The sequence below is a fragment of the Mucilaginibacter sp. NFR10 genome, from assembly GCF_900100445.1.
GTDB classification, from domain to species: Bacteria; Bacteroidota; Bacteroidia; order Sphingobacteriales; family Sphingobacteriaceae; genus Mucilaginibacter; species Mucilaginibacter rubeus.
The window spans coordinates 70,602-95,920 of the sequence record NZ_FMTV01000003.1; the positions used below are offsets into that span (position 1 = coordinate 70,602).

21 protein-coding genes are annotated in these 25,319 nt (G+C 42.3%); 11 read left to right on the forward strand and 10 right to left on the reverse strand.

The window, feature by feature from the left end:
- Window positions 1-52 precede the first annotated feature (52 nt).
- From BLP33_RS11315 to BLP33_RS11325, 3 genes are all read left to right on the forward strand, one after another.
- On the forward strand, window positions 53-1,594 hold the full coding sequence (locus BLP33_RS11315) for a DHA2 family efflux MFS transporter permease subunit (RefSeq protein ID WP_090527914.1): 1,542 nt from the start codon (window positions 53-55) through the stop codon (window positions 1,592-1,594).
- 26 nt (window positions 1,595-1,620) lie between these two features.
- On the forward strand, window positions 1,621-2,223 hold the full coding sequence (locus BLP33_RS11320) for a TetR/AcrR family transcriptional regulator (RefSeq protein WP_090527917.1): 603 nt from the start codon (window positions 1,621-1,623) through the stop codon (window positions 2,221-2,223).
- 112 nt (window positions 2,224-2,335) lie between these two features.
- Window positions 2,336-2,725 (forward strand): response regulator, encoded by a 390-nt coding sequence (locus BLP33_RS11325; RefSeq protein WP_090527920.1) that lies wholly within the window; start codon window positions 2,336-2,338, stop codon window positions 2,723-2,725.
- Window positions 2,726-2,812: 87 nt separating this feature from the next.
- On the opposite strand, the gene BLP33_RS11330 is transcribed toward BLP33_RS11325, so the two are convergent.
- A complete protein-coding gene (locus BLP33_RS11330; RefSeq protein ID WP_254780106.1) occupies window positions 2,813-3,298 on the reverse strand; it encodes a DUF4268 domain-containing protein in 486 nt (161 codons plus the stop codon).
- 194 nt (window positions 3,299-3,492) lie between these two features.
- Here BLP33_RS11330 and BLP33_RS11335 point away from each other — a divergent pair, with 194 nt between their 5' ends.
- The gene (locus BLP33_RS11335) at window positions 3,493-3,777 is read left to right on the forward strand and encodes a DUF3892 domain-containing protein (protein ID WP_090527923.1); all 285 of its coding nucleotides are present in this window, start codon (window positions 3,493-3,495) and stop codon (window positions 3,775-3,777) included.
- A 57-nt stretch (window positions 3,778-3,834) separates the two neighbouring features.
- Here the strand turns inward: BLP33_RS11335 and BLP33_RS11340 are convergent, their stop codons facing one another.
- Window positions 3,835-4,191 carry a nuclear transport factor 2 family protein gene (locus BLP33_RS11340; RefSeq protein ID WP_090527926.1) on the reverse strand — a complete coding sequence of 119 codons (357 nt, stop codon included), beginning with the start codon at window positions 4,189-4,191 and terminating at the stop codon, window positions 3,835-3,837.
- A 193-nt stretch (window positions 4,192-4,384) separates the two neighbouring features.
- Here BLP33_RS11340 and BLP33_RS11345 point away from each other — a divergent pair, with 193 nt between their 5' ends.
- From BLP33_RS11345 to BLP33_RS11355, 3 genes are all read left to right on the forward strand, one after another.
- Window positions 4,385-4,876, forward strand: a complete 492-nt coding sequence (locus tag BLP33_RS11345) for a hypothetical protein (protein WP_139159976.1) — start codon at window positions 4,385-4,387, stop codon at window positions 4,874-4,876.
- 606 nt (window positions 4,877-5,482) lie between these two features.
- Entirely contained in the window at window positions 5,483-6,055 is a 573-nt protein-coding gene (locus tag BLP33_RS11350) for a Crp/Fnr family transcriptional regulator (RefSeq protein WP_090527932.1), read from the forward strand.
- A 72-nt stretch (window positions 6,056-6,127) separates the two neighbouring features.
- On the forward strand, window positions 6,128-6,565 hold the full coding sequence (locus tag BLP33_RS11355) for a carboxymuconolactone decarboxylase family protein (RefSeq protein WP_090527934.1): 438 nt from the start codon (window positions 6,128-6,130) through the stop codon (window positions 6,563-6,565).
- A gap of 70 nt (window positions 6,566-6,635) precedes the next feature.
- Here the strand turns inward: BLP33_RS11355 and BLP33_RS11360 are convergent, their stop codons facing one another.
- The gene (locus BLP33_RS11360; RefSeq protein WP_090527937.1) at window positions 6,636-6,926 is read right to left on the reverse strand and encodes a YciI family protein; all 291 of its coding nucleotides are present in this window, start codon (window positions 6,924-6,926) and stop codon (window positions 6,636-6,638) included.
- Window positions 6,927-7,022: 96 nt separating this feature from the next.
- Between BLP33_RS11360 and BLP33_RS11365 the strand changes: the two genes are divergently transcribed.
- Window positions 7,023-7,373, forward strand: coding sequence for a nuclear transport factor 2 family protein (locus tag BLP33_RS11365; RefSeq protein WP_090527940.1), 351 nt, complete (start codon window positions 7,023-7,025; stop codon window positions 7,371-7,373).
- A gap of 84 nt (window positions 7,374-7,457) precedes the next feature.
- On the opposite strand, the gene BLP33_RS11370 is transcribed toward BLP33_RS11365, so the two are convergent.
- A complete protein-coding gene (locus tag BLP33_RS11370) occupies window positions 7,458-9,413 on the reverse strand; it encodes a sialate O-acetylesterase (RefSeq protein ID WP_090527943.1) in 1,956 nt (651 codons plus the stop codon).
- Between the two features lie 794 nt (window positions 9,414-10,207).
- On the opposite strand from BLP33_RS11370, the gene katG reads away from it, so the two are divergent.
- Entirely contained in the window at window positions 10,208-12,484 is a 2,277-nt protein-coding gene (gene katG / locus BLP33_RS11375) for a catalase/peroxidase HPI (protein ID WP_090527946.1), read from the forward strand.
- Between the two features lie 301 nt (window positions 12,485-12,785).
- Here katG and fbp read toward each other — a convergent pair whose 3' ends face one another.
- Window positions 12,786-13,832: a class 1 fructose-bisphosphatase gene (gene fbp, locus BLP33_RS11380; protein ID WP_090527950.1), complete on the reverse strand. Its 1,047-nt coding sequence runs from the start codon at window positions 13,830-13,832 to the stop codon at window positions 12,786-12,788.
- A 76-nt stretch (window positions 13,833-13,908) separates the two neighbouring features.
- Window positions 13,909-16,362, reverse strand: coding sequence for a phosphoenolpyruvate synthase (gene ppsA, locus BLP33_RS11385; protein WP_090527953.1), 2,454 nt, complete (start codon window positions 16,360-16,362; stop codon window positions 13,909-13,911).
- A gap of 128 nt (window positions 16,363-16,490) precedes the next feature.
- Here ppsA and BLP33_RS11390 point away from each other — a divergent pair, with 128 nt between their 5' ends.
- On the forward strand, window positions 16,491-17,378 hold the full coding sequence (locus BLP33_RS11390; RefSeq protein WP_090527957.1) for an AraC family transcriptional regulator: 888 nt from the start codon (window positions 16,491-16,493) through the stop codon (window positions 17,376-17,378).
- A 78-nt stretch (window positions 17,379-17,456) separates the two neighbouring features.
- Here the strand turns inward: BLP33_RS11390 and BLP33_RS11395 are convergent, their stop codons facing one another.
- The 3 genes from BLP33_RS11395 to BLP33_RS11405 form a co-directional block, all read right to left on the reverse strand.
- Entirely contained in the window at window positions 17,457-19,049 is a 1,593-nt protein-coding gene (locus tag BLP33_RS11395; protein ID WP_090527961.1) for a RagB/SusD family nutrient uptake outer membrane protein, read from the reverse strand.
- A 20-nt stretch (window positions 19,050-19,069) separates the two neighbouring features.
- Window positions 19,070-22,339 (reverse strand): SusC/RagA family TonB-linked outer membrane protein, encoded by a 3,270-nt coding sequence (locus tag BLP33_RS11400; protein ID WP_175489996.1) that lies wholly within the window; start codon window positions 22,337-22,339, stop codon window positions 19,070-19,072.
- A gap of 269 nt (window positions 22,340-22,608) precedes the next feature.
- Window positions 22,609-23,613, reverse strand: coding sequence for a FecR family protein (locus tag BLP33_RS11405; protein ID WP_090527967.1), 1,005 nt, complete (start codon window positions 23,611-23,613; stop codon window positions 22,609-22,611).
- A 209-nt stretch (window positions 23,614-23,822) separates the two neighbouring features.
- On the opposite strand from BLP33_RS11405, the gene BLP33_RS11410 reads away from it, so the two are divergent.
- On the forward strand, window positions 23,823-24,464 hold the full coding sequence (locus tag BLP33_RS11410; RefSeq protein ID WP_090527970.1) for a class I SAM-dependent methyltransferase: 642 nt from the start codon (window positions 23,823-23,825) through the stop codon (window positions 24,462-24,464).
- A gap of 15 nt (window positions 24,465-24,479) precedes the next feature.
- Here BLP33_RS11410 and BLP33_RS11415 read toward each other — a convergent pair whose 3' ends face one another.
- Window positions 24,480-25,073 (reverse strand): RNA polymerase sigma factor, encoded by a 594-nt coding sequence (locus BLP33_RS11415; RefSeq protein ID WP_090527972.1) that lies wholly within the window; start codon window positions 25,071-25,073, stop codon window positions 24,480-24,482.
- Window positions 25,074-25,319 lie beyond the last annotated feature (246 nt).

Genomic DNA, 25,319 nt, shown 5'->3' on the forward strand with positions numbered 1-25,319 from the left:
ATACCGATTGGTATTTTTTAGGATAATTATTAGTTCCAAATCTCATACTTCAATGAAAAAAAGCATCCTTATCATTACCGTAATAGCTGCTGCTATCATGGAACTGATAGACACCTCCATAGTAAATGTTGCCCTCTCGCACATGAGCGGTAACCTTGGCGCCACACTCGAAGATACTTCCTGGGTTATTACAGCTTATGCCATTGCCAACATCATCGTAATACCAATGACCAGTTTTTTAACCACCAAGCTTGGCCGGCGTAATTATTATATCGGGTCTATCATCGCGTTCACTTTCTTTTCGGCCATGTGCGGACTCGCGTCAAACATATGGACACTGGTTGCTTTTCGCTTTTTGCAGGGCATCGGTGGCGGCGCGCTGTTGTCAGTATCTCAGGCTATTGTATTTGAGGTTTACGGCAAGGAACGCGTGGGCATAGCCAGCGCGCTGTTTGGCGTGGGTGTGTTTTTAGGCCCGACTATTGGCCCTACTCTGGGTGGGTTCATTACCGAAAATTATAGTTGGCCATGGATCTTTTACATCAACATCCCTATCGGTATTGCTGTAACTATATCCAGTTTATTGCTGGTCACTGAACCGGAGATCAAAGCCAAAGTAAAAAGTGTAGACTGGTGGGGCATCCTCCTGCTCGTCATCGGCATAGGCTCCCTCCAAACCGTATTGGAACGCGGCGAAACGGACGACTGGTTTTCGGCAGGTTATATCATCGTGCTTACTATAATTGCTGTTATCAGTCTCAGTACTTTCATTTGGTGGGAGCTTACAACGCCTAACCCTGTTATCGATCTTAGGGTGTTGCGAAGCAAGTCGCTCGCGGTAGCGGCTATATTGACGTTTGTGACCGGTTTTGGCCTGTTTACGTCTGTATTCCTTACGCCTGTTCTTGCTCAAAGGGTGCTTCTGTTCCCGCCTACCATCACCGGGCTTATTCTGTTACCGGGTGCGGTTCTGGCCATTGTGGGCTTGTTATTTTCGGCCACATTGTTAAAAAAAGGCGTATCGCCATTAATTATTATCACCGCCGGTTTCATCATCTTTATCACCTTTACCTGGCAAATGTCGCGCATGAACCTGGAGGCAGCACCTGGCGATTTGGTTGGTCCGCTTATTTACCGTGCCATGGGTATTGCCTTATTGACCGTTCCGCTTACAGCTTTAGCTGTATCGGGGCTCGAACCTAAAGACATTCCACAGGGAACTGCTTTAAATAACATGATGCGGCAGTTAGGAGGTTCGTTTGGTATCGCCGTTATCAACACTTATGTAGCCCAACGTTTCGGATTGCACCGCAATGACCTGTTATCTAATATTAATATTTTCAATGATCAAACCACAGCACGTATCGCAAAGCTTACTAATTACTTTGGCAGCAAAGGATTTACATCATTTGACGCGCATAATAAAGCTATAGCAGTTATTGACAGCACCATTAACAGACAATCATTTTTATTAAGCTATCTGGATGCCTACCTGTTTTCGGGTTTGATATTTTTACTGGCTATGCCGCTCTTGTTCCTTGTTATCAACCGTAAAAAACAAGCCCGTCCTGTTGTTATCATAAATGACCACTAATTAATACCAATTGGTATATTTGCATTATGGAAAACGAATTGTCAAAAGCTGAACGTACACGTCAATTCATTATTGAGCGTACCTCACCCGTATTTAATAAAAAGGGGTATGCCGGCACATCCCTTTCCGATCTTACCGAGGCTACCGGGCTCACCAAGGGCAGTATTTACGGTAACTTTAAAAATAAGGAAGAAGTAGCTGCCGAAGTATTTGAATATAACTCGGGCAAGGTGCGCAAACAGATCCAGGAGCGGATTCAACGGGCCACCAGCTACCATGACAAATTATTGGTTTATGCCCAGGTATACCACAGTTTTACGCGGGGTGATTTTATTCCCGGCGGCTGCCCTATTCTGAATACAGCTGTTGATGCCGACGACACCAACCCATTGCTGAAAGATAAAGCCGCCAGGGCGGTGATCCGTTGGAAAACGGGCATCGAAAACCTCATCAAAGCAGGTATAGAGGCCGGTGAGCTCAAGGCCGACATTAACATTACAGAAACTGCCTTAAGCATGATAGCGCTTATTGAGGGTGGCATCATGATATCGAAAGTGACAGATTCGCCTGCAAATCTTGATATAGTTTTAGCGTCAGTATATAGCCTGGTAGATGGTTTAAAGCTTTAAATATTATATATTTAAGAGCTACAGGTTGTTGCTTGATTGTTACAATAATTGGATATAACTTTGAAAACAAAAGAAACGTTCCCCGCGTTATCTTCTTTACCAATTATTAATTATGTCAAAAAAAATATTGATCCTCGATGATAGCGAGGATATTTTGGAAGTGATGAAAGAAGCTCTGGAAATGGAGCACTATGAAGTTGAGGTACTGAACTATACTGATGACATATGCAAGGCGGCCCTATCAGCTAACGCCGACCTTGTAATTTTGGATTACATTTTGTTCGGTATAAACGGTGGCGAACTTTGCCACATGCTAAAAACAAACCCGGCCACGGCGCATATCCCGGTGGTGATGGTATCGGCCTACCCGCGTGTGCTGGAATCATTAGGCAGCTATGGTTCCGATGCTTTTATTGCCAAGCCCTTTAATTTGAGCGATGTTATCGACACAGTTAACCATTGCTTTTTGGCAGCCGGTGATGATGTGGCACACATGGTTTAAAGATTTTTCTTATTGCACTCTTAAACTTACGAAGTTTTTAAAACTTCGTAAGTTTTTCACCATATCCGTTCAGGAAATTTATTCGATCTACCTGAACAAATCAAAACTATACTGCGCTATGCTCCAAAACTCATCAAGCGCGATAATTCTTGGTTTAAAGAAAGAGATCAGCGCAGGCCAGTCCTGCTGGTTAAATACACTTACGCCGGGTAGGGTTTTAATAATGCGGCTCACTGTTTTACCATACTCATCGGTAGTATGCAACTCCCAGTCCCATTCTTCATCAAGCTGGCTGTTCAGGACATTCTTTAGCTCAACAAACTGATCAAACATCAATTGTTGGATATCAGCATCGGGATGGCTCATTTCAATAGCTATAAAGGCAGACTTTTTATCAGCTTCCATTTTAAAGTACAGGTGCTTGATACCAGTTTTATAATTAACCCAGTTAGTGCGCAGGCCATCGGCCGAAAGCTGGGGTTTGAGGTATTGCCCAAACGCTGTCCAGAACGCCTGTTTTAGTTGAGTTGCCTGTTCTTTTGAGTACAATTTACCGGGATTGATGAGGGGCAAAAGTAAGGTTTTTAAAATAAAACAAACGTAACCGTCATCCTGAACTTGTTTCAGGATCCCATAGGACAAGCCGTCACCATGCCTGCATAAACTTAGCAAGTGGGGTGACTAAACAGGTTCTACCTCCCAATATTTATTAGCTTCGGTATCTTATCTAATAAACCCTATCTTTACCCATACCACACTAATATTTTATGGCAAGCTACCAGGTAAACTGTATTGATAAACCCAAAGCATCAAGCACACATGAGCAAATAACCCACATCGGTTATTATGAATCGTTAGACAGACCAAGAGTAGTGATCTCCGTTGCCGAAGCCATAGCCCGTATCGAAGTCAACAGCCAGGCTTTTTATGTGAGCACCGAGCGGGGCAAAACCTATCTTACTATAGTAAAACCCGAAAACGGCAAAAAACACCTTAAGTCGTTAGCAGATAAGTCGGGTATCGATAACCTGCTAACGCTCGAAGAAGTTTAGATAGCAGAAGTCAAAACCCTTCGCCTTTAACCTTTTTCCTTTCACCTCAAAAACAATCTATTCCTTTTTGTCAACTATGTACGAGGTAATTTTTTTTACCTTGTCATTTTCAAGTTCATATATATCCGCATAGTACATAGCCATGTCTTTGCCATCTTTGTCTTTGCACCGAACAAGGCCATCGACAGCCGCAGTGTTGCCGTCCACAATAATATGCTCCTTGGTTGATGACACCATTTTCACGTCTTCCATTCCGCCTAAAAATTGCTCCACTTCATTCTTCCCGTTCATAATAGTTACGGATGAGCCTTTCATAGTCCATTTTACGTCGTCGGCAAAAAAACTTAGGATCTTTTCAACGTCATTATTATCAAAAGCGTCGATAACCTGCTGTACAATTTCTTTAGTTGTCATGATAGTATGTTTTTGTTTAGTATAAAGTTAAGCCTAATGTGGCCTGGCGAAGAGGGGCAAAAATGCCATTATCGGGGTGCTATATGACTTATATGATTCAAAAAGTACAATTCTTCAATTGATATTATTCCATCACAAATAACCTTCAAATCATTTCTATTATTTATATTGCCTCAAGATAACCAACCTTAACATGATGAATAAACAGCCGGTAGTTCAAAGCCCCAATACCTTCCTGAAAACTATATCAATAATCCACCTGGCTCTGATCGCCGGACAAATTATGTTTGCCGCAGTAACTTTCATGATAACTAACAAAACCACTACTGGGCAGCGTGATAACGTGTTCATTTATGTTGTACCCATAATGGCCTTTACTGGTCTTGCCGTAAGCAACATATTATTTAAAACATTGGTGAACAAAATTGACGGCCAAAGTCCGTTGAAGACTAAACTCGCTGCTTATCAATCTGCCTTGATCGTGAGGTTTGCTTTATTAGAGGGGCCTTCCCTTTTTGCTATTGTGAGCTTCATGCTAACCGGCAACCTGATTTTTTTGGGCATATCCGGAGCTATCATAGCCTACTTTATTTATCTGCGCCCAACAAAGCAAAAAACTGAAGACGATTTAAATTTAGGGTATGAGGAAAAGGCAGAACTTGATGGCGCAGGTAAAGTTTATTGATGATGTATTAGACAAATGAGATCTAAGTTCAAATTTTGGCCTAAATTCCTTATACTGATGTGCCTGTTTTTGAGCTGTCTGATGTTTATTTATATTTTCATTAATTTCGATATTCTTTTTGCTCACGGTAAGCCCCTTCATTTCCTTATATGATATTTAACTGGACTATCTGTAGTTTGATAGGGTATCAACTAAATCATAAAGCCCATAAAATAGTTATTGATGGTGACACAGTAATCAGGGTTCGCTGGTTTTGGATTTGGCTTAAAAAAAGTTTATAAAATAAGCGATATAGAAGGCTTTTTGACCTATGCAGTATCCTATAAGAAAAATGCTGGTGAATATTTATACCTAATTTCCGGAAACGAAAGAATAGTAAAACTATCAACCTATTATCACCAAAACTATCAAGAACTGAAGTTGTCATTAGTTCAGCATCAGATTAGAAATTTAGCCAATGAACATTGGACGATATGGAAACATATCAGCGCATAAATAATGGGGGCTTTTATATAAACAGCATTTATTTTTTATGAGATATAAGTTTAATTCGCGCAATTCAAACCTAATTTGACAAATTTGCTCCTGCTAATTCATACCTGATCTATGTATCCCGAACTAATCAGCCATGTTAAACGATATGTTCAGTTGTCACTGGCCGACGAGGAAACTATTTGCCGGCATTTTGAATTAAAGAAGTTTAAAAAGAAAGAGCTCATTTTAGAACCGGGCAAACATTGTGCAGGTAATTATTTTGTACTCAAAGGGCTTGTAAGGCAGTACTTTGTTAACAATAAGCTTAATGAGCAGATCATCCAGTTTGGCCTGGAAAATTGGTGGATTGCCGATCAGGATAGTTTGCTCAACCATCAGCCGGCTACTACTTACATTCAAACCATCGAAGCTTCAGAAATGCTGTTGCTTACCGAAAAGAACCGTATAGCATTATTTGAAGCGGTTCCGCAGATGGAAGGTTATTTCCGGATCATGATGCAAAAAGCTTTCATTGCATCACAGCGCCGCATAGGTTATATCTTTAATCAAAACGATGAGGAGCGTTATCGCCATTTCACCGGTTTGTTTCCAGCTTTTGTTCAGCGGGTGCCCCAATACATGCTGGCATCCTATTTAGGCTTTACCCCGCAGTTTTTGAGCCGGCTCAGGGCTAAAAAAATCTGATTTTCTTAAACTCAGTTCATTTTTTGAGGCCATGTTTATCCCCAATTTTGTATTAACAAAAAAGAAAAAAACATGAATCGCTTAAAAATAAACATCGCCGAACCGGCTGCATACAGGGCCATGTTTGCCCTTGAAAAATACATCGAAAGCACTGAGTTAACCACCCGTCATAAAGATCTGATCAAGATCCGCGCTTCACAAATTAATGGCTGTGCTTACTGCGTGGATATGCACACTACAGATGCACGCAAAGCCGGCGAAACCGAACGCCGCATCTATAACATCAGTGTTTGGCACGAAGCACCTTTCTTTGATGAGCAGGAACGTGCAATATTAGCCCTTACCGAAGAAGTAACCCTGATCGCCGGCCGCGTATCTGACGAAACCTATAAAAAAGCCGCAGAATTGTTTGACGAAAAATACCTGGCACAAGTGATTATGGCTATCATAACCATCAATGCCTGGAACCGCATTGGTGTAACTACCCAACTTCAGCCACCACTCGATTAATCCTTTTTAATTTTGTTGTTTTGATTTTAGGCCGCCTGCATTACCGGGCGGCTTTCTTGTTAACTTAAAACTAAGCCGATATCCAGGCCATCATCAACGCCACTTCATAAGTACCTAAAACATTGGCCGGATCATTGGCAATAATTTCGTGCACCTGAGCCTCGTCATCAACTGTAAGGATGCCAAGGCCATAAACGCCTTTCGGGTCGAAAACCGGGCCAAAAATAAGCACCAGGCCTTCTTTCATTTTCCCTTTCAGATATTCGGAATGAGCTTGCATAATAACGCGTTCGTCATCGGTCATATCGTTAGGAAACGTTGGGCGGTTGCCGGTGAGTTTAATTACGAAATGCTTTTTCATCCTAATAAATTTAAGAATTATTACTGAATGGATAAGTAAGGGAATAATTATTGATGGTTATATTAAATCATTTTGTAACCTTAAATAACCATTCCTATGACAACAGAAGCAGGTGCAACAGTTGGCAGCGCCAATGACGTGGTGCTTTCCTTCATAAAAGCATTAAACGAAGAAAATTTTGCAGAGGCCCACAATTGCGTGGCAGACGACTTGAAATTTGTAGGCGTACTTGGCCAGCGCGACGGTGCCGATGCCTATTTTACTGATATGCAGCACATGAAGCTAAAATATGATATTAAACGTGTGTTTAGCGATGGCGATGATGTATGTATCTTTTATGATATTGATATGGACCGCACCACCATATTCAGCTGCGGGTGGTATCATGTGGTTGATGGTAAGATAAACTCCATCAGGGTAATATTTGATCCGAGACCATTGTTGTAAGTAATAGAACAGTTGAAGACTTACGAAATTTTAGAAACTTCGTAAGTCTGGATTTTAGAAGATGGTTACGTTATACTCTGTTATTTACTTCCCTGCCCAATTATCCGTGCGGAAAGGCGAAGCCGGTAATCCGACGCCATTGTACAACGAACTTACCGGGTTATTGGCCCAGGCGTACCTTACGGCAACCGGGTTTGTAACATCCGGGCTGCTCACTATAACCTTATCGCCTTTTATAACAGCGGTAGCCCAATGAAACTTCATATCTTCACCGGCTATGGCAAAACCCTGCATATTGTCGCCTCCCTGTGCTTTTAAACCGCCATCGGTATAATTAAAGCTTAATTCAATTTTATCACCCTCGATTTTTTGTGATTTGTACATCGGCCCGGAATAGGGCTGTTTTTTATGATAGGTTTTATCAAGCGCGACCAATGCCAGCCTCCGGCCAACTTCCTGTTTATTTTTTGGGTGGATATTATCAGCTTCGCCCAGATCGGCAGCTACGGCCATGCCAGTGTTAGGCAGTTCAAGTGTTTGGGTTTGAGCCTCCCGCAACTCTGCCCATCCTGATGCAACGGGGTCGGCTTCACGTTTTTGCCAGTTAGCTAACTGTACAAAATAAAACGGAAAATTGCCCTCGTTCCAAATGGTGCGCCAGCCGTTTATCATGCCCTCAAATAATTCTTTATACTGGCCCGACCTGCCTGTATTGGCTTCGCCCTGGTACCAGATAGCACCACGGATAGCCATAGGTGTAAGCGGATTGATCATCGCATTATACAACACAGCCAACCGGTTCGGGTTATTGGCAACAGGCATTGGCGGCAGGCTTTTTATATTAAAACCAACTTTATAATCCCAGGTACCGGCTAAGGAGATCTTTTCACCCGATGCTGATACCAATTGCATTTCATCGGCGCCGTACAGACCGCCACCGCCACCGCTGTCAAAAACCCGCACGGTGATCACCGACTCCCCGGCCTTTACCTTTGCAGTAGGAATAATGTAATTACGCGACTGTGTGTAACCATCCGTAGCGCCTATCTTTTCACCGTTAAAAAATGTTATTTCATTATCATCTATCTTACCCAGGCTAATCTTTACATCCTGCCCGGCCCAGGCTGCAGGAATGATGATCTTTTTACGGAACCAAACAACGCCATCGAAATCTCCTAAAGCGCCTTTTTCAAAAAACTGGGGCAGCAACATGCTCCGCCAGCCGGCAGTATCAGGATTAAACGCGTTATTATTGGTATACCCCCAATCAGCAGCGGCGGCAAGTTTGTTCCAAGCATCCATTTTTTGTGCAAAGGTTAATGGCGTTTCTGTTTTAGCAGATTCCTGCTGCTGTTTGATCTGTGCGCTGAAAACCGGGTTATTAGTAAGCGTGTTTTCATCGCTCCAGGCTTCGATCATAGTACCCCCCCAGTTTGAACTGATGAGGCCGATAGGAATTTTAACCTGTTTATTGATCTCCCTGGCAAAAAAATAAGCTACCGACGAAAATTCGCCGATAGTTTGAGGTGAGCATACCATCCAGCCGTTATTGGCAACTTTAATATTGGTTTGCGGGGTAAGGCTCGTTGCCTGCGATACCTGTAACAAACGGATCTCCGGATAATTTGCGTTGGCTATTTCTTCTTTATAGTTATTTACCTGGCCCCAACCAGCCACGGGCATTTCCATGTTCGACTGGCCCGAGCAAATCCATACCTCTCCTATCAGTACATTATTTAAAACCACCGGGTCGCTGCCGTCGGTTATAGTTACCTGGTAAGGCCCTCCGTACGATGGCGTCTTGATCTTCGTTTTCCAGTTACCATCAGCATCGGCAATGGTTGTATAGGTTTTATTGTTCCATGAAGAGGTAATGGCTACTGTTTTACCCGCATTCGCCTTGCCCCAAACCCGAGCCATGGTTTTTTGCTGTAAAACCATATTATCGCTAAAAACACCCGGCATGATCACTTTGGCAAATGCACCGGCATTAAGCAATACACTTCCGATTAGTATGGATAAACACTTTTTAAGGTTCATTAATTTAGGTTTAATACGGTAATTATTGACGAATTGACTGGCCCTAAGTTAAGTGTAACCGACAAATTAAAAAACGTCCTGGCAACATTTAATAAACAATTCATTTCTGTAAGGCTAACGAATGCAGCATATCAATGGTCAGTAAGGAATTTGCATTTATAAGTTTCGAAGAATATTGGGAGAAAGTGCCTGGATAAAATGAGCTGGCCCGGAAGGCGAATAAACAATGTGCTATCCCTGGCTAACACATTGTTTTTTTAACTAAAACTGTATTTTACAATGAAAATACTCATTAAAGAACTATCGGGAATATCGTTAGGCAGCATTAAACGCTGCCTGGTATGTTTAAATTATACCGTAAATTTTTCAGCAAAAACACATCGTTAATCCAATCAACCGGACACGGCCGTTAACATCTTCATATTTCAAGAAGACGACCTTGATAGGGTTATTGTTACAGGATAGGATATTTTTTTCAATACTGATAAGTTTAGGGTTGATGCAAAACTAAACATTTCGTTAATAAAAAGATCAAGAAGGATGTAAAAAAGGTGTTTTTTACCTATTAATTAATATAAAGATTATAAGTTACAGTTACCGGCACATCCAATTTGGCGGATATAATCACATCTTTTTACCATTTTTTAAGCCCGGCCATCATTAACTATGTTATAGCTTTTAGCTATCCGCTTATAGAATTAATTGATTGTGATTGTTGCTATTAACATCCTACTTTTATAAAACTTAATATCCAACGGCGGTTTAAGCAGTCTATTCAATTTATAACTATAATTATGGAAAACGGATCAAATGACATCAGTAAATGCCCGTTTCACAACGGTACAATGAAGCACAATGTTGGCGGCGGCGGTACACGGAACCACAATTGGTGGCCTAACCAGCTAAAGCTTAATATCCTTCGGCAGAACTCTTCATTATCAAACCCTATGGATGAAGGCTTTAATTATGCCGAAGCCTTTAAAAGCCTCGACCTTGAAGCTGTAAAAAAAGATCTGCACGCGCTTATGACCGACTCGCAGGATTGGTGGCCGGCAGATTTTGGTCACTATGGTGGTTTGTTTATCCGCATGGCCTGGCACAGTGCAGGTACCTATCGTGTAGGTGACGGTCGCGGAGGTGCCGGAGCAGGCTTGCAACGTTTTGCGCCGCTTAACAGTTGGCCCGATAACGTAAGCCTTGATAAAGCCCGCAGGCTGCTTTGGCCCATTAAACAAAAATATGGCCGCAAAATTTCATGGGCCGATCTGATGATCCTTACAGGAAACATAGCACTTGAATCAATGGGTTTTAAAACCTTTGGCTTTGCCGGCGGCCGCGAGGATGCCTGGGAAGCAGATGAATCGGTATACTGGGGTTCAGAAACTACCTGGCTGGGCGGCGATATCCGTTACGCACATGGTTCGCCGGGTGTGCAGGAAGGTCATGGTGTACTGGTATCGGACGATGATGCCGATGGCGATATTCATACACGCAATCTCGAAAAACCGCTTGCAGCCGTGCAAATGGGCCTGATTTATGTAAACCCTGAAGGCCCCGATGGCAATCCTGATCCTATCATGGCAGCTAAAGATATCCGGGATACCTTCGGCCGTATGGCGATGAATGATGAAGAAACCGTTGCGTTAATTGCAGGCGGCCACACTTTTGGCAAAACCCACGGTGCTGCATCTGCAGATAATGTGGGGAAAGAGCCCGAAGCTTCTGACATTGGCGCACAGGGCTTTGGCTGGCATAACGGTTATGGCTCAGGCAAAGGTGCCGATACTATTACCAGCGGCCTGGAAGTAACCTGGACTACAACCCCTACCAAATGGAGCAATAACTTTTTCGAAAACCTGTTTGGCTTTGAATGGGAATTAACCAAAAGTCCGGCCGGCGCGCACCAATGGGTAGCTAAAAACGCGGAAGCTATCATCCCCGATGCTTATGGTGCTTCGAAAAAGCATTTACCAACCATGCTCACCACCGATCTTTCTTTAAGGTTTGATCCTGCATATGAAAAGATATCAAGGCGATTCCTGGAAAACCCTGATCAGTTTGCTGATGCCTTTGCACGCGCATGGTATAAATTAACACACCGCGATATGGGGCCAAGAGCACGTTACCTTGGTGCCGATGTGCCTGAAGAGGTATTGCTTTGGCAAGACCCTATCCCGGCTGCTGATTATGCGCCGATAGTTGAAAGCGACGTTGTTGCTTTAAAGGCGAAAATATTGGCATCTGGCTTAAGCGTATCTGAGTTGGTTTCAATAACATGGGCTGCTGCTTCTACCTTCCGCGGTACTGATAAGCGCGGTGGTATAAACGGTGGCCGCATTCGCCTGGCCCCGCAAAGGTACTGGCAGGTAAACAACCCAACACAGTTGCAAAAAGTATTGAGTGTGCTTGAAGGCATTCAAAAAGAGTTTAACGGCGCTCAAACCGATGGCAAAAAAGTTTCCATGGCCGATCTGATTGCGCTGGCGGGAAGTGCTGCCGTTGAAAAAGCAGCAAAAGATGGGGGTCATCATATCACCGTTCCGTTCACTCCGGGCCGTACCGATGCTTCGCAGGGGGAAACTGATGTAGAATCATTCGGTTACCTTGAGCCGGCAGCCGATGGATTCCGCAATTATCGTAAAACAAAACATCCTGTTTCTACCGAAGAATTGCTGATTGATAAAGCGCACCTACTCACCCTGACCGCTCCTGAGTTAACCGTATTGTTAGGTGGTCTGCGTGTATTGAACATTAATTTTGACGGATCGAAACACGGTGTATTCACCACGCGCGAAGGTGTGCTTAGCAACGATTTTTTTGTAAACCTGCTTGATATGGGCACTGCCTGGAAAGCCACAGCTGCCGATAGAGAACTTTACGAAGGCAGCGACCGTGCTACCGGTGCAATAAAATGGACAGCAACCCGCGCCGACCTTGTGTTTGGCTCCAATGCCGAACTAAGAGCTATTGCCGAAGTATACGGAAGTGCCGACGGACAAGACAAATTTGTAAAAGATTTCGTTGCCGCCTGGGCCAAGGTAATAAACCTTGATAGGTTTGATGTGGCCTAATATCAAGCGGCGGCGTTCATACCCCTTAAATTGAGAAATAAAAAGCGGGGGAATGTGCGATTCCCTCCCCCGGGAGGGTGTAGGGAGGGGTTTAGGCGAGATTCCTAATCGTTATCAAGGCGTAGATACCCCTCCCTGCCAACACACAATCCTAACGCACCCCTCCCAAGGGAGGAAACTGTCAATTCATCGGCTATTACTCTCAAGAGGGATTGAAATCTTTTAAAAAGATACCTGTGAGCTATTATTTTACATGTTAACCAAGTAAAATAATAGCTCACATTTTTTATGTATGATCAGGTTATATCAGTTCCATATAACTATAGTCAACATTGGTTGTAATTGGCGAAAAGCGCTTCATCATTTCTTCGGCTTTGGTCACCATATTTTTTGAGCCGATGAAGATCCCCGAACGCTGATGAAGTTCTGTAACCTCCAGGTCCAAAATACGTTCGTATCCGTTACTGGCTCTGCCTCCGGCCTGTTCAATAATGAACGCCATGGGGTTACATTCATAAATTAAACGTAGTTTCCCCTTCGGATCGCTTGCGTTGGCCGGGTAAATAAAGATCCCGCCTTTTATCATATTCCGGTGCAGGTCGGCCACCATCGATCCGATATATCTTGCTTTAAACGGCCTGTTTGTTGAAACATCTTCAACCTGGCAATATTTGATATATTTTTTCACACCATCAGGAAAATGGGAATAATAACCTTCGTTTATAGAATAGATGACACCATCATCCGGGATCCGCATTTTGGGGTGCGAGAGGCAAAACTCGCCCAGGGAAGGATCTAACGTAAAACCGTTTACCCCTTTCCCGGTAGTGTAAACCAGCATGGTTGATGAACCATAAATCACATATCCCGCGGCTACCTGCTCGGTACCCCTTTGTAAAACATCTTTAATGGTAGCTCTTCCCTCTGTTGTTGTTCTGCGGTAAATAGAAAAAATGGTGCCCACGCTCACATTTACATCAATGTTAGACGAGCCATCCAGGGGATCTATCGCTACAATATATTTAGCATTTTTTGAGATCTCACTGTCGATATCAATATATTCATCACTTTCTTCGGATACTACAATACAACATTCGCCGCCGTGCTGTAAGGCCGATATAAACTGTTCATTGGCAAAAACATCCAGCTTTTTCTGGCTTTCTCCCTGTACGTTTACCGAACCGTTATCGAGGGTCAGATCAGCCAATCCCGCCCGGTTAACCTCCCTGTTAACAACCTTTGCAGCAATGCCTATATCTCTCAGCAACCTGGATAGTTCGCCTTTGGCGTATGGAAATTCTGCTTGTTTTTCGATGATAAATTGGCCTAAAGTTTTTACCGCTTTCATATAAATAAAATTTTAATATTAGTACCGCTACCCGGATTGAGTAGCGGCTTTAGCATTAGTTAATAAATCGTTCGTATCAGGCAGATAGGCAGAGCCGTTTTGCCGCTTCAATCTCATCCTCTATTTTCCTGATAGCCATTACGGTTTTAAAAAATGAGTCGGGAGTAACGGAGATGCTGTCAATCCCTTCTTCTACCAGGAACTGGGCAAAATCAGGATAATCTGATGGCCCCTGCCCGCAGATTCCCACTTTCACGCCTTTTTTCTTTGCAGTTTTTATTAACGATGAGATCATGAACTTTACCGCATCATTACGCTCGTTGTATAAGCCCGCCACTAAAGACGAATCACGGTCGAGCCCCAGTACAAGCTGGGTTAGGTCGTTGGAGCCAATTGAAAAACCATCTACATGATCGGCAAATTGTTCGGCCAGGATCACGTTCGACGGAACTTCGGCCATCAGATAAACTTCAAGCCCGTTTTCCCCGCGTTTCAGGCCATACTCGTTCATGGTTTCGTATACCAATGAAAGTTCATTCACTGTGCGGCAAAAAGGGATCATCACCACCACATTATCAAGGCCCATCATCTCTCGTACCTTCTTAATAGCTTTACACTCCATCCCAAAGGCATCTTTATATACTTTAGAATAGTACCTGGATGCTCCCCTCCAACCGATCATTGGATTTTCCTCATTCGGTTCGAAATACTTGCCGCCCGGCATATTATAGTATTCATTGGTTTTAAAATCCGAGAAACGTACAATTACTTTATTGGGATAAAATGCAGCGGCTATCTTGGCTATTCCGTAGGATAACTTTTCAATAAAATAAGCTTCTTCACTCTCATAACCCAGCATAGCTTTCTCAATATGGGCGGTCAACGAAGCATCATTCAGGTTTCGGTGTTCGAGCAGGGCCAACGGGTGAATTTTTATATAATTATTGATAATAAATTCTTCCCTGGCAAGGCCTACACCTTTTCCTGGATAATGCGCATAATTAAACGCTATTTCGGGCGATCCGATATTCATCATCAGCGGGGTTTCAATTTCAGGCAGGTCATTAAGATCATGTTCCCGCTTAGTAAATGCAACTATGCCGCTGTAAATAATTCCGGCATCTCCTTCGGCACATGAAGCGGTTATTTCATCACCGGTTTTCAGGATGGTAGTCGCGCATTCGCAGCCAACTATTGCCGGAACGCCTAACTCGCGGGCAACAATGGCGGCATGGCAGGTTCGGCCACCTTTATTGGTGATGATGGCCGATGCTTTTTTCATTACCGGTTCCCAGTCAGGGTCGGTCATATCAGTAACCATGATATCGCCGGGCAAAAAGTTGATTTCGTGGATATTTTGCTTACCAATACCGGAGAGATTATGTACCCTGCCTGTCGCTATTTTATCGCCAACAGCGATCCCTTTCAACAAGATCCGGTCCGCTCTGTCCGGATCATTAATGCGAAATTCGGTAAGCAGATTTACTTGCTTGCGGGAGTGGATGGTTTCGGGCCTTGCCTGTACTATAAACAACCGGCCGCTGATCCCGTCTACAGCCCATTCAATATCCATAGGGCACCATTTGCCTTTTAATTTTGTGTAATAGGCCTCAATGATAATTACCCAATTACTCAATTGGATGATCTGATCATCCGACAGGCAAAACCTTGAACTATCCTCAACCGGGGTGTCAATGATTTTTACAGCTGCCTCCCCCGGGTTTCCATAAATCATCTTTATGTGCTTTTTGCCTAATTTCTTTTCAAGAATGGGCCTGAAACCGCTTTCAAGCAGTGGCTTATAAACGATAAACTCATCGGGATTAACCGATCCCTGTACCAGCATTTCGCCTAAGCCGTACGATCCGTTAATGATTACGGCATCTTTGAAACCACTTTCTGTATCTAACGAAAACGCAACCCCCGAAACGCCTTTATCTGAGCGCACCATTTTTTGAACACAAACAGAAAGGCCGACATTAAAGTGATCATAATTAAATGATTCCCGGTAGCTGATTGCCCTGTCGGTAAATAATGAGGCAAAACAATTCTTTATCGCTGTTAATAGGCTTTCTTCTCCCCTGATATTTAAATAAGTGTCCTGCTGGCCTGCAAATGATGCATCGGGCAGGTCTTCAGCAGTAGCCGATGAGCGGACTGCAACGTCGGCTGCGTTATCTGCATATTGGATCAGCAGATCCTTATAAGCTTCAAGGATCTCATTCTGCATAACAGCAGAAAACCGGCCGTTTTGTATAAGCTTTCGTATTTTACTGCCACAGGATAACAGAACCTGCAAGTTGAACAGATCTTTATCCTCAAGGATATCCCTGATCATTTTATCAAGCTGATTGTCTGCAATGAACTGGTAATAAGCCTTACTTGTTATGATAAATCCATCAGGAATATCAATACCAAACTGCGATATGTTCTGCATCATTTCTCCAAGCGATGCATTTTTACCTCCTACTAACTCAATGTCACTTATCGAAGCTTCAATAAGTTTCATAGTAAACTTCTTTTCCTTCATGGCTTAAATTTTATAAAACGAAGTTAGGCGCTTAACAAACTGCCCAATGCTTAAATATTCACAACAAGTAATACTATATTCATAACAAATTACCTATTTTTAACTTTTTATATCACTATAGTATAAAAATGAAAGATTTCTTCGAGCAAGTACTGAAAGTCGACAATTCAGCTTTTACAATAGCCGAAGCAAAAACCTACCATGCTATCAATAACTTCCACAACCATCCGGAGCTGGAACTTATTTATATTATAAGTGGTGAAGGCACTTTTTCGATAGGAAATACTTCAAAAAGGGTTTCGGGGGATACTATGATCATCATAGGCTGTAACGTACCTCATATGTTCAAATTTGAAACCAACCGCTACTATGATTACTCCATGAAAAGTGGTAAAATACCCAAGCCACTACAACTGCTTACCCTTCATTTTGATCCTAATAAATTGGGAAGCACTTTCATGACGCTACCAGAAAACAACCTGATAAACAATCTTTTAAATAGCGCCAAAAATGGATTACTAATCAATGAAAATTCTAAAGCTGTTGCGGTCGACTTTATCCGTCGAATAGAAAATTCGGCCAAGCATGAACAACTTCCGTTATTGCTGCAACTGTTAAATAAAATTGCCGAGGGGGAACGGGTCTTAAACCTGGCCGGTGAAACAGAGAAGAAGATCTTTAACAGGATAGATGAAGTGCGATTGACAAAAATCTATCTGTATACTATGGACAATTTTTATAAAGACATTAAGCTTAAGGAAATAGCAAACATCATACACATGGTGCCGAAAGCATTTTGCCATTATTTTAAATTGCGTACCGGCCAAACCTACTTTGATTTTTTACTGACCGTAAGAATAGAAAACTCCTGTAAACTGATTAGGGAGACCAATGAAAATATAAACTCAATCAGCCGCGATTCGGGGTTTAACAACCTTTCAAATTTTAACAGGTATTTTAAATTAGCTACCGGCAATACCCCAATGGAATACCGGAGAAAATTCAGGGAGTTTTAGGATCGTTAAAAGCCCGTTTAAAAAAACAAATGCAGGCTTTTTAGGGCCTGCGTTTGTTAAATAAATAATAGAACTAAATTAATAACCCGGATTTTGTACCAGTTTCGGGTTCAACTGCATTTCCGGTCTTGGGATCGGGAAAATACGTTTATTAGGATCGGCATCTGTTTTTATACCCCATTTTTTCTCAAACTGACCAAAGCGGATCAGGTCATTACGACGCCACGTTTCCATAGAAAATTCGCGGCCCCGTTCATCTAAAATATCAGACAGTGTTACCGAAGTTAAAGGCGAAGCTTTTGCACGCGCTCTCACCTGGTTAACCAATGATAAAGGCGAATCGCCATTGGTTGCTGATGCGCCGCGTAAAATAGCCTCGGCTTTTTCAAGCAAAATATCAGCATACCTGAACATAGGCACATCATTGCCCTGGTTACGGTCATTACTTAAGCTATCCGGATAAAACTTATTGTTCCTGTAACCTTCTTCGTTAGCAAGCTCATCATTACCGATGTCAAAAGTTGCCGGGTTTTTCCACACGATATCAGGTGTAAACTCTAACTGGTGGATCACTATATCATTTGGCTTAGGGCCGGAATAACTTGCATCCAGTCCGATATTAGTTGTTGTGATTAATATTGGAGAGCCATCATTGTTGTACTGCTTGCCAACTAAAAATTGCTTTTTGCGAATATCATTTGCATCATTAAACAAGGCATAATACTCCTTGTAGGTGTACACCGGCCCATCTGGCGTGTACGGCATTTTATACTTACTTTTCAGGTTAGGGTTCAGCGTCCAGCGGGCGTAATACTGCCCCTGTGCCAAAATGCCGTCATAAGGTATGGCAAAAATAAAGTCTTTAACACCCGGGCCGTTATTAGGCTTAAACATGCCTAAATAATCTGCATCTAAACCATATTGACCGCTTTTTATAACGTTATCGCACATAGTAACAGCATCCTGATATCTTGGAGTGCCGATATAGTACTGCGCGTTCAAATACATTTTGGCAAGTATGGCATACGCCAAACCTTTGGTCGGCCTACCATAAGTAGTTACCCCTGCTGTCCCGCTCAGATCAGGAATCTGGGCAAGCAATTCACTTTCAATAAATGCAAACACTGCCGCCCTTGGCTGGGTGCCCAGGTTGGTGGTATCGCCAAAAGTTTTGCTGATAGGCACATTACCAAACAGGTCCATCAGGTAAAAATATGACAGGGCGCGCATGGTTTTAATTTCGGCAATGGTTTGTTTTTTTGAATCGCTTTCGGGCGTAGGCGCCAATAACGACAATACCTGGTTACATAAACTGATGGTTCCGTAACCTCCCGACCAGCAAGTTTCGGTCATGCCGTTATCAGGCGTAACAGTGTGCAGGTTTACGGTTGAATAGGTACCGCCGTCAAGCCAGTTACCACCACGTGCTACAAGTACGCATTCATCGGTACTTAAATTTTGCAACAACCAGTATTGCCTGCCCGGCGCCCCGCGAAACGAGGTATAGATAGGCCCGGTAGCAGCTACATACTGCGCTGGTGTAGTAGGAAAGTTAGCCGTCGTAAGCGCCGATTTTGGCGTGATATCCAATTTAGTACAACCTGAAAGGTAAATTGCTCCTATAAACATGGCAATGAGGCCAGGTTTTATATATCTTTTTAAATTATTCATGTCTGTTAGGTTAAAATCTATTATAAATCAACTTGTACGCCGGCAAGGAAGCTCCTTGTTTTTGGATAAAAATTATTGCTGTCTACCCCGATAAACTGGCCGCTTAATTGGTTATCGATGTTCAGGTTCAATTCAGGATCAACGCCTTTGTATTTGGTGATGATAAATAAATTAGTACCGGTAACATACAACCGGATACCATGTACATAATTACCCGGAACGTTTATTTTATAAGACAGTGTAGCATTACTTAACCTGATAAAGGCTCCACTTTCAAGATAACGTGTTGAATAATAATAGGCATTAACATCGGTACCCGGCTCGCTTAATGTTAAAGCAGGTACCCCATGTACCGAAGCCTGGGTAGGCTGGTTAAAGCTGGCTAATGATGCATTCATGATCTTGTTCCCACCCTGTCCCCTGAAAAAGAAGTTAAGGCTGAAGTTTTTATAGGTAAGATCATTACCAAAACCAAATGTGTATGTAGGCTGGGCATTGCCTGCATAAGTTTGATCGGTACTTTGAGGTGTTGTTGTTGGCTGGCCATTAGCACCCATGAAGGTAGATACACCATTGGTGCGGCCAAGGTATTTCAGGGTGTAAAATTCGCCAAGCGGATAACCGGCCTCAATGATTGATGTTTTGATACCGCTTTGTCCTGGACCTTCCGGATCGCCTGCATATATTTTTGAAAGGTTTGGCGCCAGTGCAGTGATCTTATTTTTATTAAATGAGATATTGCCATAGCTGCTCCAGGTAAAATCTTTTGTTTTTATTGGCGTTCCGTTAAGGGCTATCTCAACACCTTTATTGGTCATACTACCTACGTTTTCAACTTTTGTATTTACAAAGTTGTTAATAAGCGACACCGGTACCGTGGTGATCATATCGGTTGTTTTTTTATTGTAGATATCAACCGAGCCGCCCAAACGTCCTTTAAATAAGGAAAAATCAACGCCGCCGTTTAACGTAGCCGTACTTTCCCATTTCAAATCAGGGTTTGGGTTTTGAGTTACACCAATTGCACCAATATAAGCGTTATTGTAATAAAAGCTACCGGTAGTGCCATAAAGCGTGAGGGGCGTATAAGGCGAGAAGCCTAATGAGTTACCGGTTTTACCATAGCCAACGCGCAATTTCAAATCATCAAATAAGGATTGAGATTTCATAAAGCCCTCGTCGATAACCCGCCATGCGGCCGAAGCAGCCGGGAAATACCCCCAGCGTTTATTAGTACCAAAGGCGTTTGAACCGTCACGTCGTAAAGATGCCTGTAAAAGGTATTTACCCCTGTAGCTATAATTAAGACGAGAGTAAAAGGATATCAAACGTAAAGTTTCGACGTTAACGTTACCATAATCAACCCGGTAGTTCCCGGAAGGCGTACCTAAACTAAGATTGTCTGAACCCGTAGCATCCGAAATAAATCCTTGATTGGTTGATTGAAAGCCATTCCCGGTGGTAGTTTGATCTATTGAATAGCCAAACAGGGCTTTAAAATCATGTTTATCGCCCCATTTATGAGCATAGGTCAAATAGTTTTCAAACAACTTTTTGTTATCCTCATAAGTTGAACGGATGGCTTTGCCGTTGAGGCCAGGTGCCAGCTCTGATGCAGAGTTGTAATAAGTATTATTGTCGGTATTTGTTTCCTGGTAAGCTAAGTTAAAATTGTAAAGCAGGCCGGCAGGCAGTATCAACTCACCGCGTATATTACCCAGCAACAAGTTAACTTTTTGTTTGTAGCTATCGTTAGTAATAAGCCCTACCGGGTTATAACCTAATTTTAAAGTAGGATCGTTGTAAAAAGTACCATCAGGATTATAAATAGTACGTGTTGGTAAATATTGAACTATTGATTTAAACAAGCCGGGGCTTTGTCCGTTTGCAGATGACAGCGGGATATCATTAACTAACAAATTGGCGTTAGTTACCGAATTGCTTAATGAAAAGTCCAGTTTCAGTTTATCATTCAACGCTTTTTGGGTGATATTGAGCCTGCCTATAACACGCTTCATATCGCTGCTTTTAACTATACCCTGATTTTGCAGGTAGTTTATGCTTCCGTTATAAGTAGTTTTATCGGTACCGCCGCCAAAAGACAGGTTATGGTTTTGAGAGAAACCTGTACCACGTTCAACAGCTTTTTGCCAGTCGGTATTGCCACCGTTGTCATTCGCAGGGGTAAAACTTTGTCCGTTAGCTTTTACATAGGCCCTTAACTGGTCGGCGCTGGCAACTTTAAACTGGTTAGATACTTTCTCAAATGATCCGTATCCGTTATAAGTCATCCTTAACTGACCTGCTTTTGCCCTTTTGGTAGTAACGATAATTACACCATTGGTAGCCCTGGTTCCGTAAATTGCCGCTGCCGAAGCATCCTTCAACACATCTATCGAAGCAATATCTGATGGAGCCAATAGGTTAAAATCGGCGCCGGGCACGCCGTCAATTACATAAAAAGGCACAGACGCTGCGCCAGCCCTTATTGAAGATGGACCGCGCAGTGTTACCGAAGCTTTACCATTAGGGTTACCATCGTTGGTGATATTTAAACCGGCTACTTTACCTTCCAATAAATCGGCAGGAGTTGCAACAACACCGGCATTAAATTGCTCGGCTTTTACAGTCGCAATAGCGCTGGTCAATTCCTTTTTGGTAGTAGTACCGTAACCAATTACTACAACGGTAGATAACGAGTTTGCCGAAGGCAGTAAAATTACTTTTATAGATGTTTGTTTGCCTACGGCTATTTTTTGAGTTTCAAAGCCTATGTAAGAAAACACCAGTACAGCTTTTTCGTTGGCAACCTGCACCCTGAATTTACCATCTATATCGGTTACCGCACCTGTTGCAAGGCCTTCTATTTTAACAGAAACACCTATTAAGGGCTGGCCTTTATCATCTACTACAGATCCGGTAACGATAACTGGCGGCGGGAGCTCGATCTTCTTCTCAACCGGTGGCTTTGGGGCGGGTTTAACCAGCAAACTTCCTTCAACTTCGGTATAAGTAAACTGGTTATCTAATAAAACTTTTTTCAAAACAGCCTCCAGCTTTTCGTTATGAGCTGTAAGGGTTACTTTAACATCGCTTTCAATGTTATTCCCGGTGTACATGATCCGTACGCCGGTACTGGCCGAAATCCGCTCCAGTGCATCAGCAAGAGGGGTATTTTTTAATTTAACGGTAACTGGCTTTTCCAGCACGCTTTGTCCGTATGAGTTATCAGCCATGGCAATGGTTGACAGGGAACAGACTACTAATAAAATGATCGCATTAATTTTCATAACAAATGTTATGGCTCGAAAGACTCTTTCGGGTATGTTTATTTTCATATTTTTGCTATATTAAAGTGTTATAGGTCAAGCTGGAACGTGCTGCGGTTGTGAGAGGCCCTGTGCATGGTCCATTAAAAAATCTTTACATTTTATTCCTCCAAAACTGGCCCGGCCATTTTGGAGGATCATTTTCTCTTTCCTTGTTTTAACTCATAGCAATTTCATTTTTTTAGGTTGTCAAACATTTATTTGTTTTTATAATTGGTATATCGGGTACATTAATTACAGCCTTTGCCCTTTAAAGTATAAGCATCGCCTGCCTTTTTAAAATGGGCATTTATAAGGGCCTCCGTCAGCTTCAATACTTTTTCTAACGGCATATTGTTAAAATCGGCGTATAACGTGCAGTTCAGTAAATTTTTGTCGGCCCTGATTGTTACATTATATTTTCGCTGCACATCGGCCAAAACATCAAATAAAGGGGTGTTATGGTATTGCAGCTTGCCCTGCTGCCAGCTGATTACAGACGAAGCATCTCCAATTTTTTCGGTAATCAGTTTTTGGCTGGTTTTATTATATACCATTTGCATATTCGCTGTGAGTAATACAGCTACATGTTTTGAGATCGTTGGAACAACTCCTACTTTTCCGCTTACCACGGTGATCTTAACCGATTTATCTTCGGTATAAGCTTTAACATTAAAGCTGGTACCTAAAACAGTGGTTTTAATTTTACCCGAGTGAATGACAAACGGTTTGCTGCTATCGTGCGCCACTTTAAAGAAAGCCTCGCCTGTAAGTGTAACCTCTCGCGTTTTCTCTTTAAACTTATCCGGATACTTTAAACTACTGCCGGCATTAAGGCAAATGGTTGTACCGTCGGGCAAAGTAATCAGTTTGATTTCGCCATTCAGTGCTACCGTTTCCTGGTAGTGAACCGGGTTCAGCCAGTTGTCCAACTGTTTTCTGAAGATATAGCCGGCACAAAAAATAGCGGTTACAGATGCGGCAACAGCCAGCTTTATCAGCAAACGCCAAAGAGGAAACACCTTTCTGGGCGGAGGCTTAATTATACGCTGATGGATATTGTTAAGTATCTGATCAGATGCCTCTCCACTCAGAGAGACCTTCTTTTCCAGTGCATCCTTACTGAAACCTTCAAGCGCTATAAGGTATAATTCTGAAACATCTCCTTGCAGGTATTCGGCAAGCCAGCGCCTGTCTTCTGGAGTTAAATTCTCGGTATTATAAAGCCTCTCTAAGCGTTTGACTATAGTTTCCACAAGCTATTTTTATATAAATACGCCGGGAGCTTTAAAACGGGGGGATGGGTTTACAATTATTTTTAAGAAAAATAAAAACTCATAAAAGCAAGCTGCATTTAATTTTTTTTCACGGCCACATTATTGTCATCAATGTACTGCAGCCCTTGTGTTAACTTACTTAAATACTACCTTTATCATCAATAAATAGCTAAATAATTACCTCTTGTATGAAAAATGCCTGGACAGAAAAATGGGACCAACGATACGCTGAAGAAGAATTTGCCTATGGTGAACAGCCTAATAATTTTTTACAACAACAACTGTCACTTTTAAAACCAGGCAAAATTCTTTTCCCTGCAGAAGGCGAAGGGCGCAATGCTGTTTTTGCCGCCGGGCTTGGCTGGGCAGTTTCCGCATTCGATATTAGTATTGAGGGTCAAAAGAAAGCCCTGAAACTTGCAGAAAAAAAACAGGTAGCTATTGATTATCGGGTTGGAGAATTGCAGGAACTCAACTATACAGCGGGGCAATTTGACGTGATCGCCTTGATTTATGCGCACTTCCCTGCTAATATCAAATCACTTGTACATCAAACCCTTGATAAATATTTAAATACCGGAGGGCTTATTATTTTTGAAGCTTTTAGTAAAAACCACCTTAACTACCTTGCAAAAGATGAAAAAATGGGCGGTCCGAGAGATATCGAATCACTATTTTCTTTAGAGGAAATTAAAAGAGATTTTAATAATTACGAGATTTTAGAACTTCTGGAAACGGAAATCTATTTAAATGAAGGGCCCTATCACAGCGGACAAGGCTCGGTTATCAGGTTTGTAGGAAGAAAGAAATTAGTTGGAGCAATTATTTAAAATAAATCCCCATCATCAATTTGTTCCAATCCAATAACAAACCATTATAACTCCTGCGGTTTTCCATTCAGCCTGGTGTTCTTTTATGTGGTTTTTAACTGCTACAACCGCATGTCCGAGGTATTCCTTAACAGTATGTTTAGAGAGGTTCAATTTCTCGGCAGCCTCTTCATAGGTTTTCCCTTCCAATTTGCAAAGGGTAAATACCTTTTTTCGCTGCGGCGATAATTGGTTAATAGCCTGTTGTAATAAATAATATTGCTCATCCATTAACTGTACGTCGCCGTTATCGGTTTCCATTTCGGCAAAAGGCATGGTGTTAACAACAGCCGTTTCGCGTACTTTTTTGCGTAGATAAGAGATGGATTTATTGAAGCTCAATACAAACAACCAGCCGCTTACCGATTGATCGGGGTTAATATCAGCCCGTTTTTCCCATAGAGCCACAAAAATATCCTGCAAAATATCCCGGGCGATATCATCGTCTTTAGTGAGTTTGAATATGTTACGATAAATAGCCTGATGATACTTTTGATAAAGCATATCAAATGCACCGATGTCATCATCGTGTAAGCGAAACACTAAATCTTTATCTCCATTTGAATCCATAAAAAACTGATAATTATTTATTTATTCTTTAATCAACAGGCAGGAATTATTGTTAAAAGTACAACTATTTTTCAATCAACGAAGCCACGCCATAGCAGCGCCATTAATTATTTATTCAGTAACAGGTAGGAGGCTTATCGCCTTTTGTAAAGCTTGACCCAGACTATAAACTTATTTTTTATAGCCTGGGCTAAACAGGTAACTGGAATGACCAATATATAAAAACGGGCTTAACTACCGCCCATT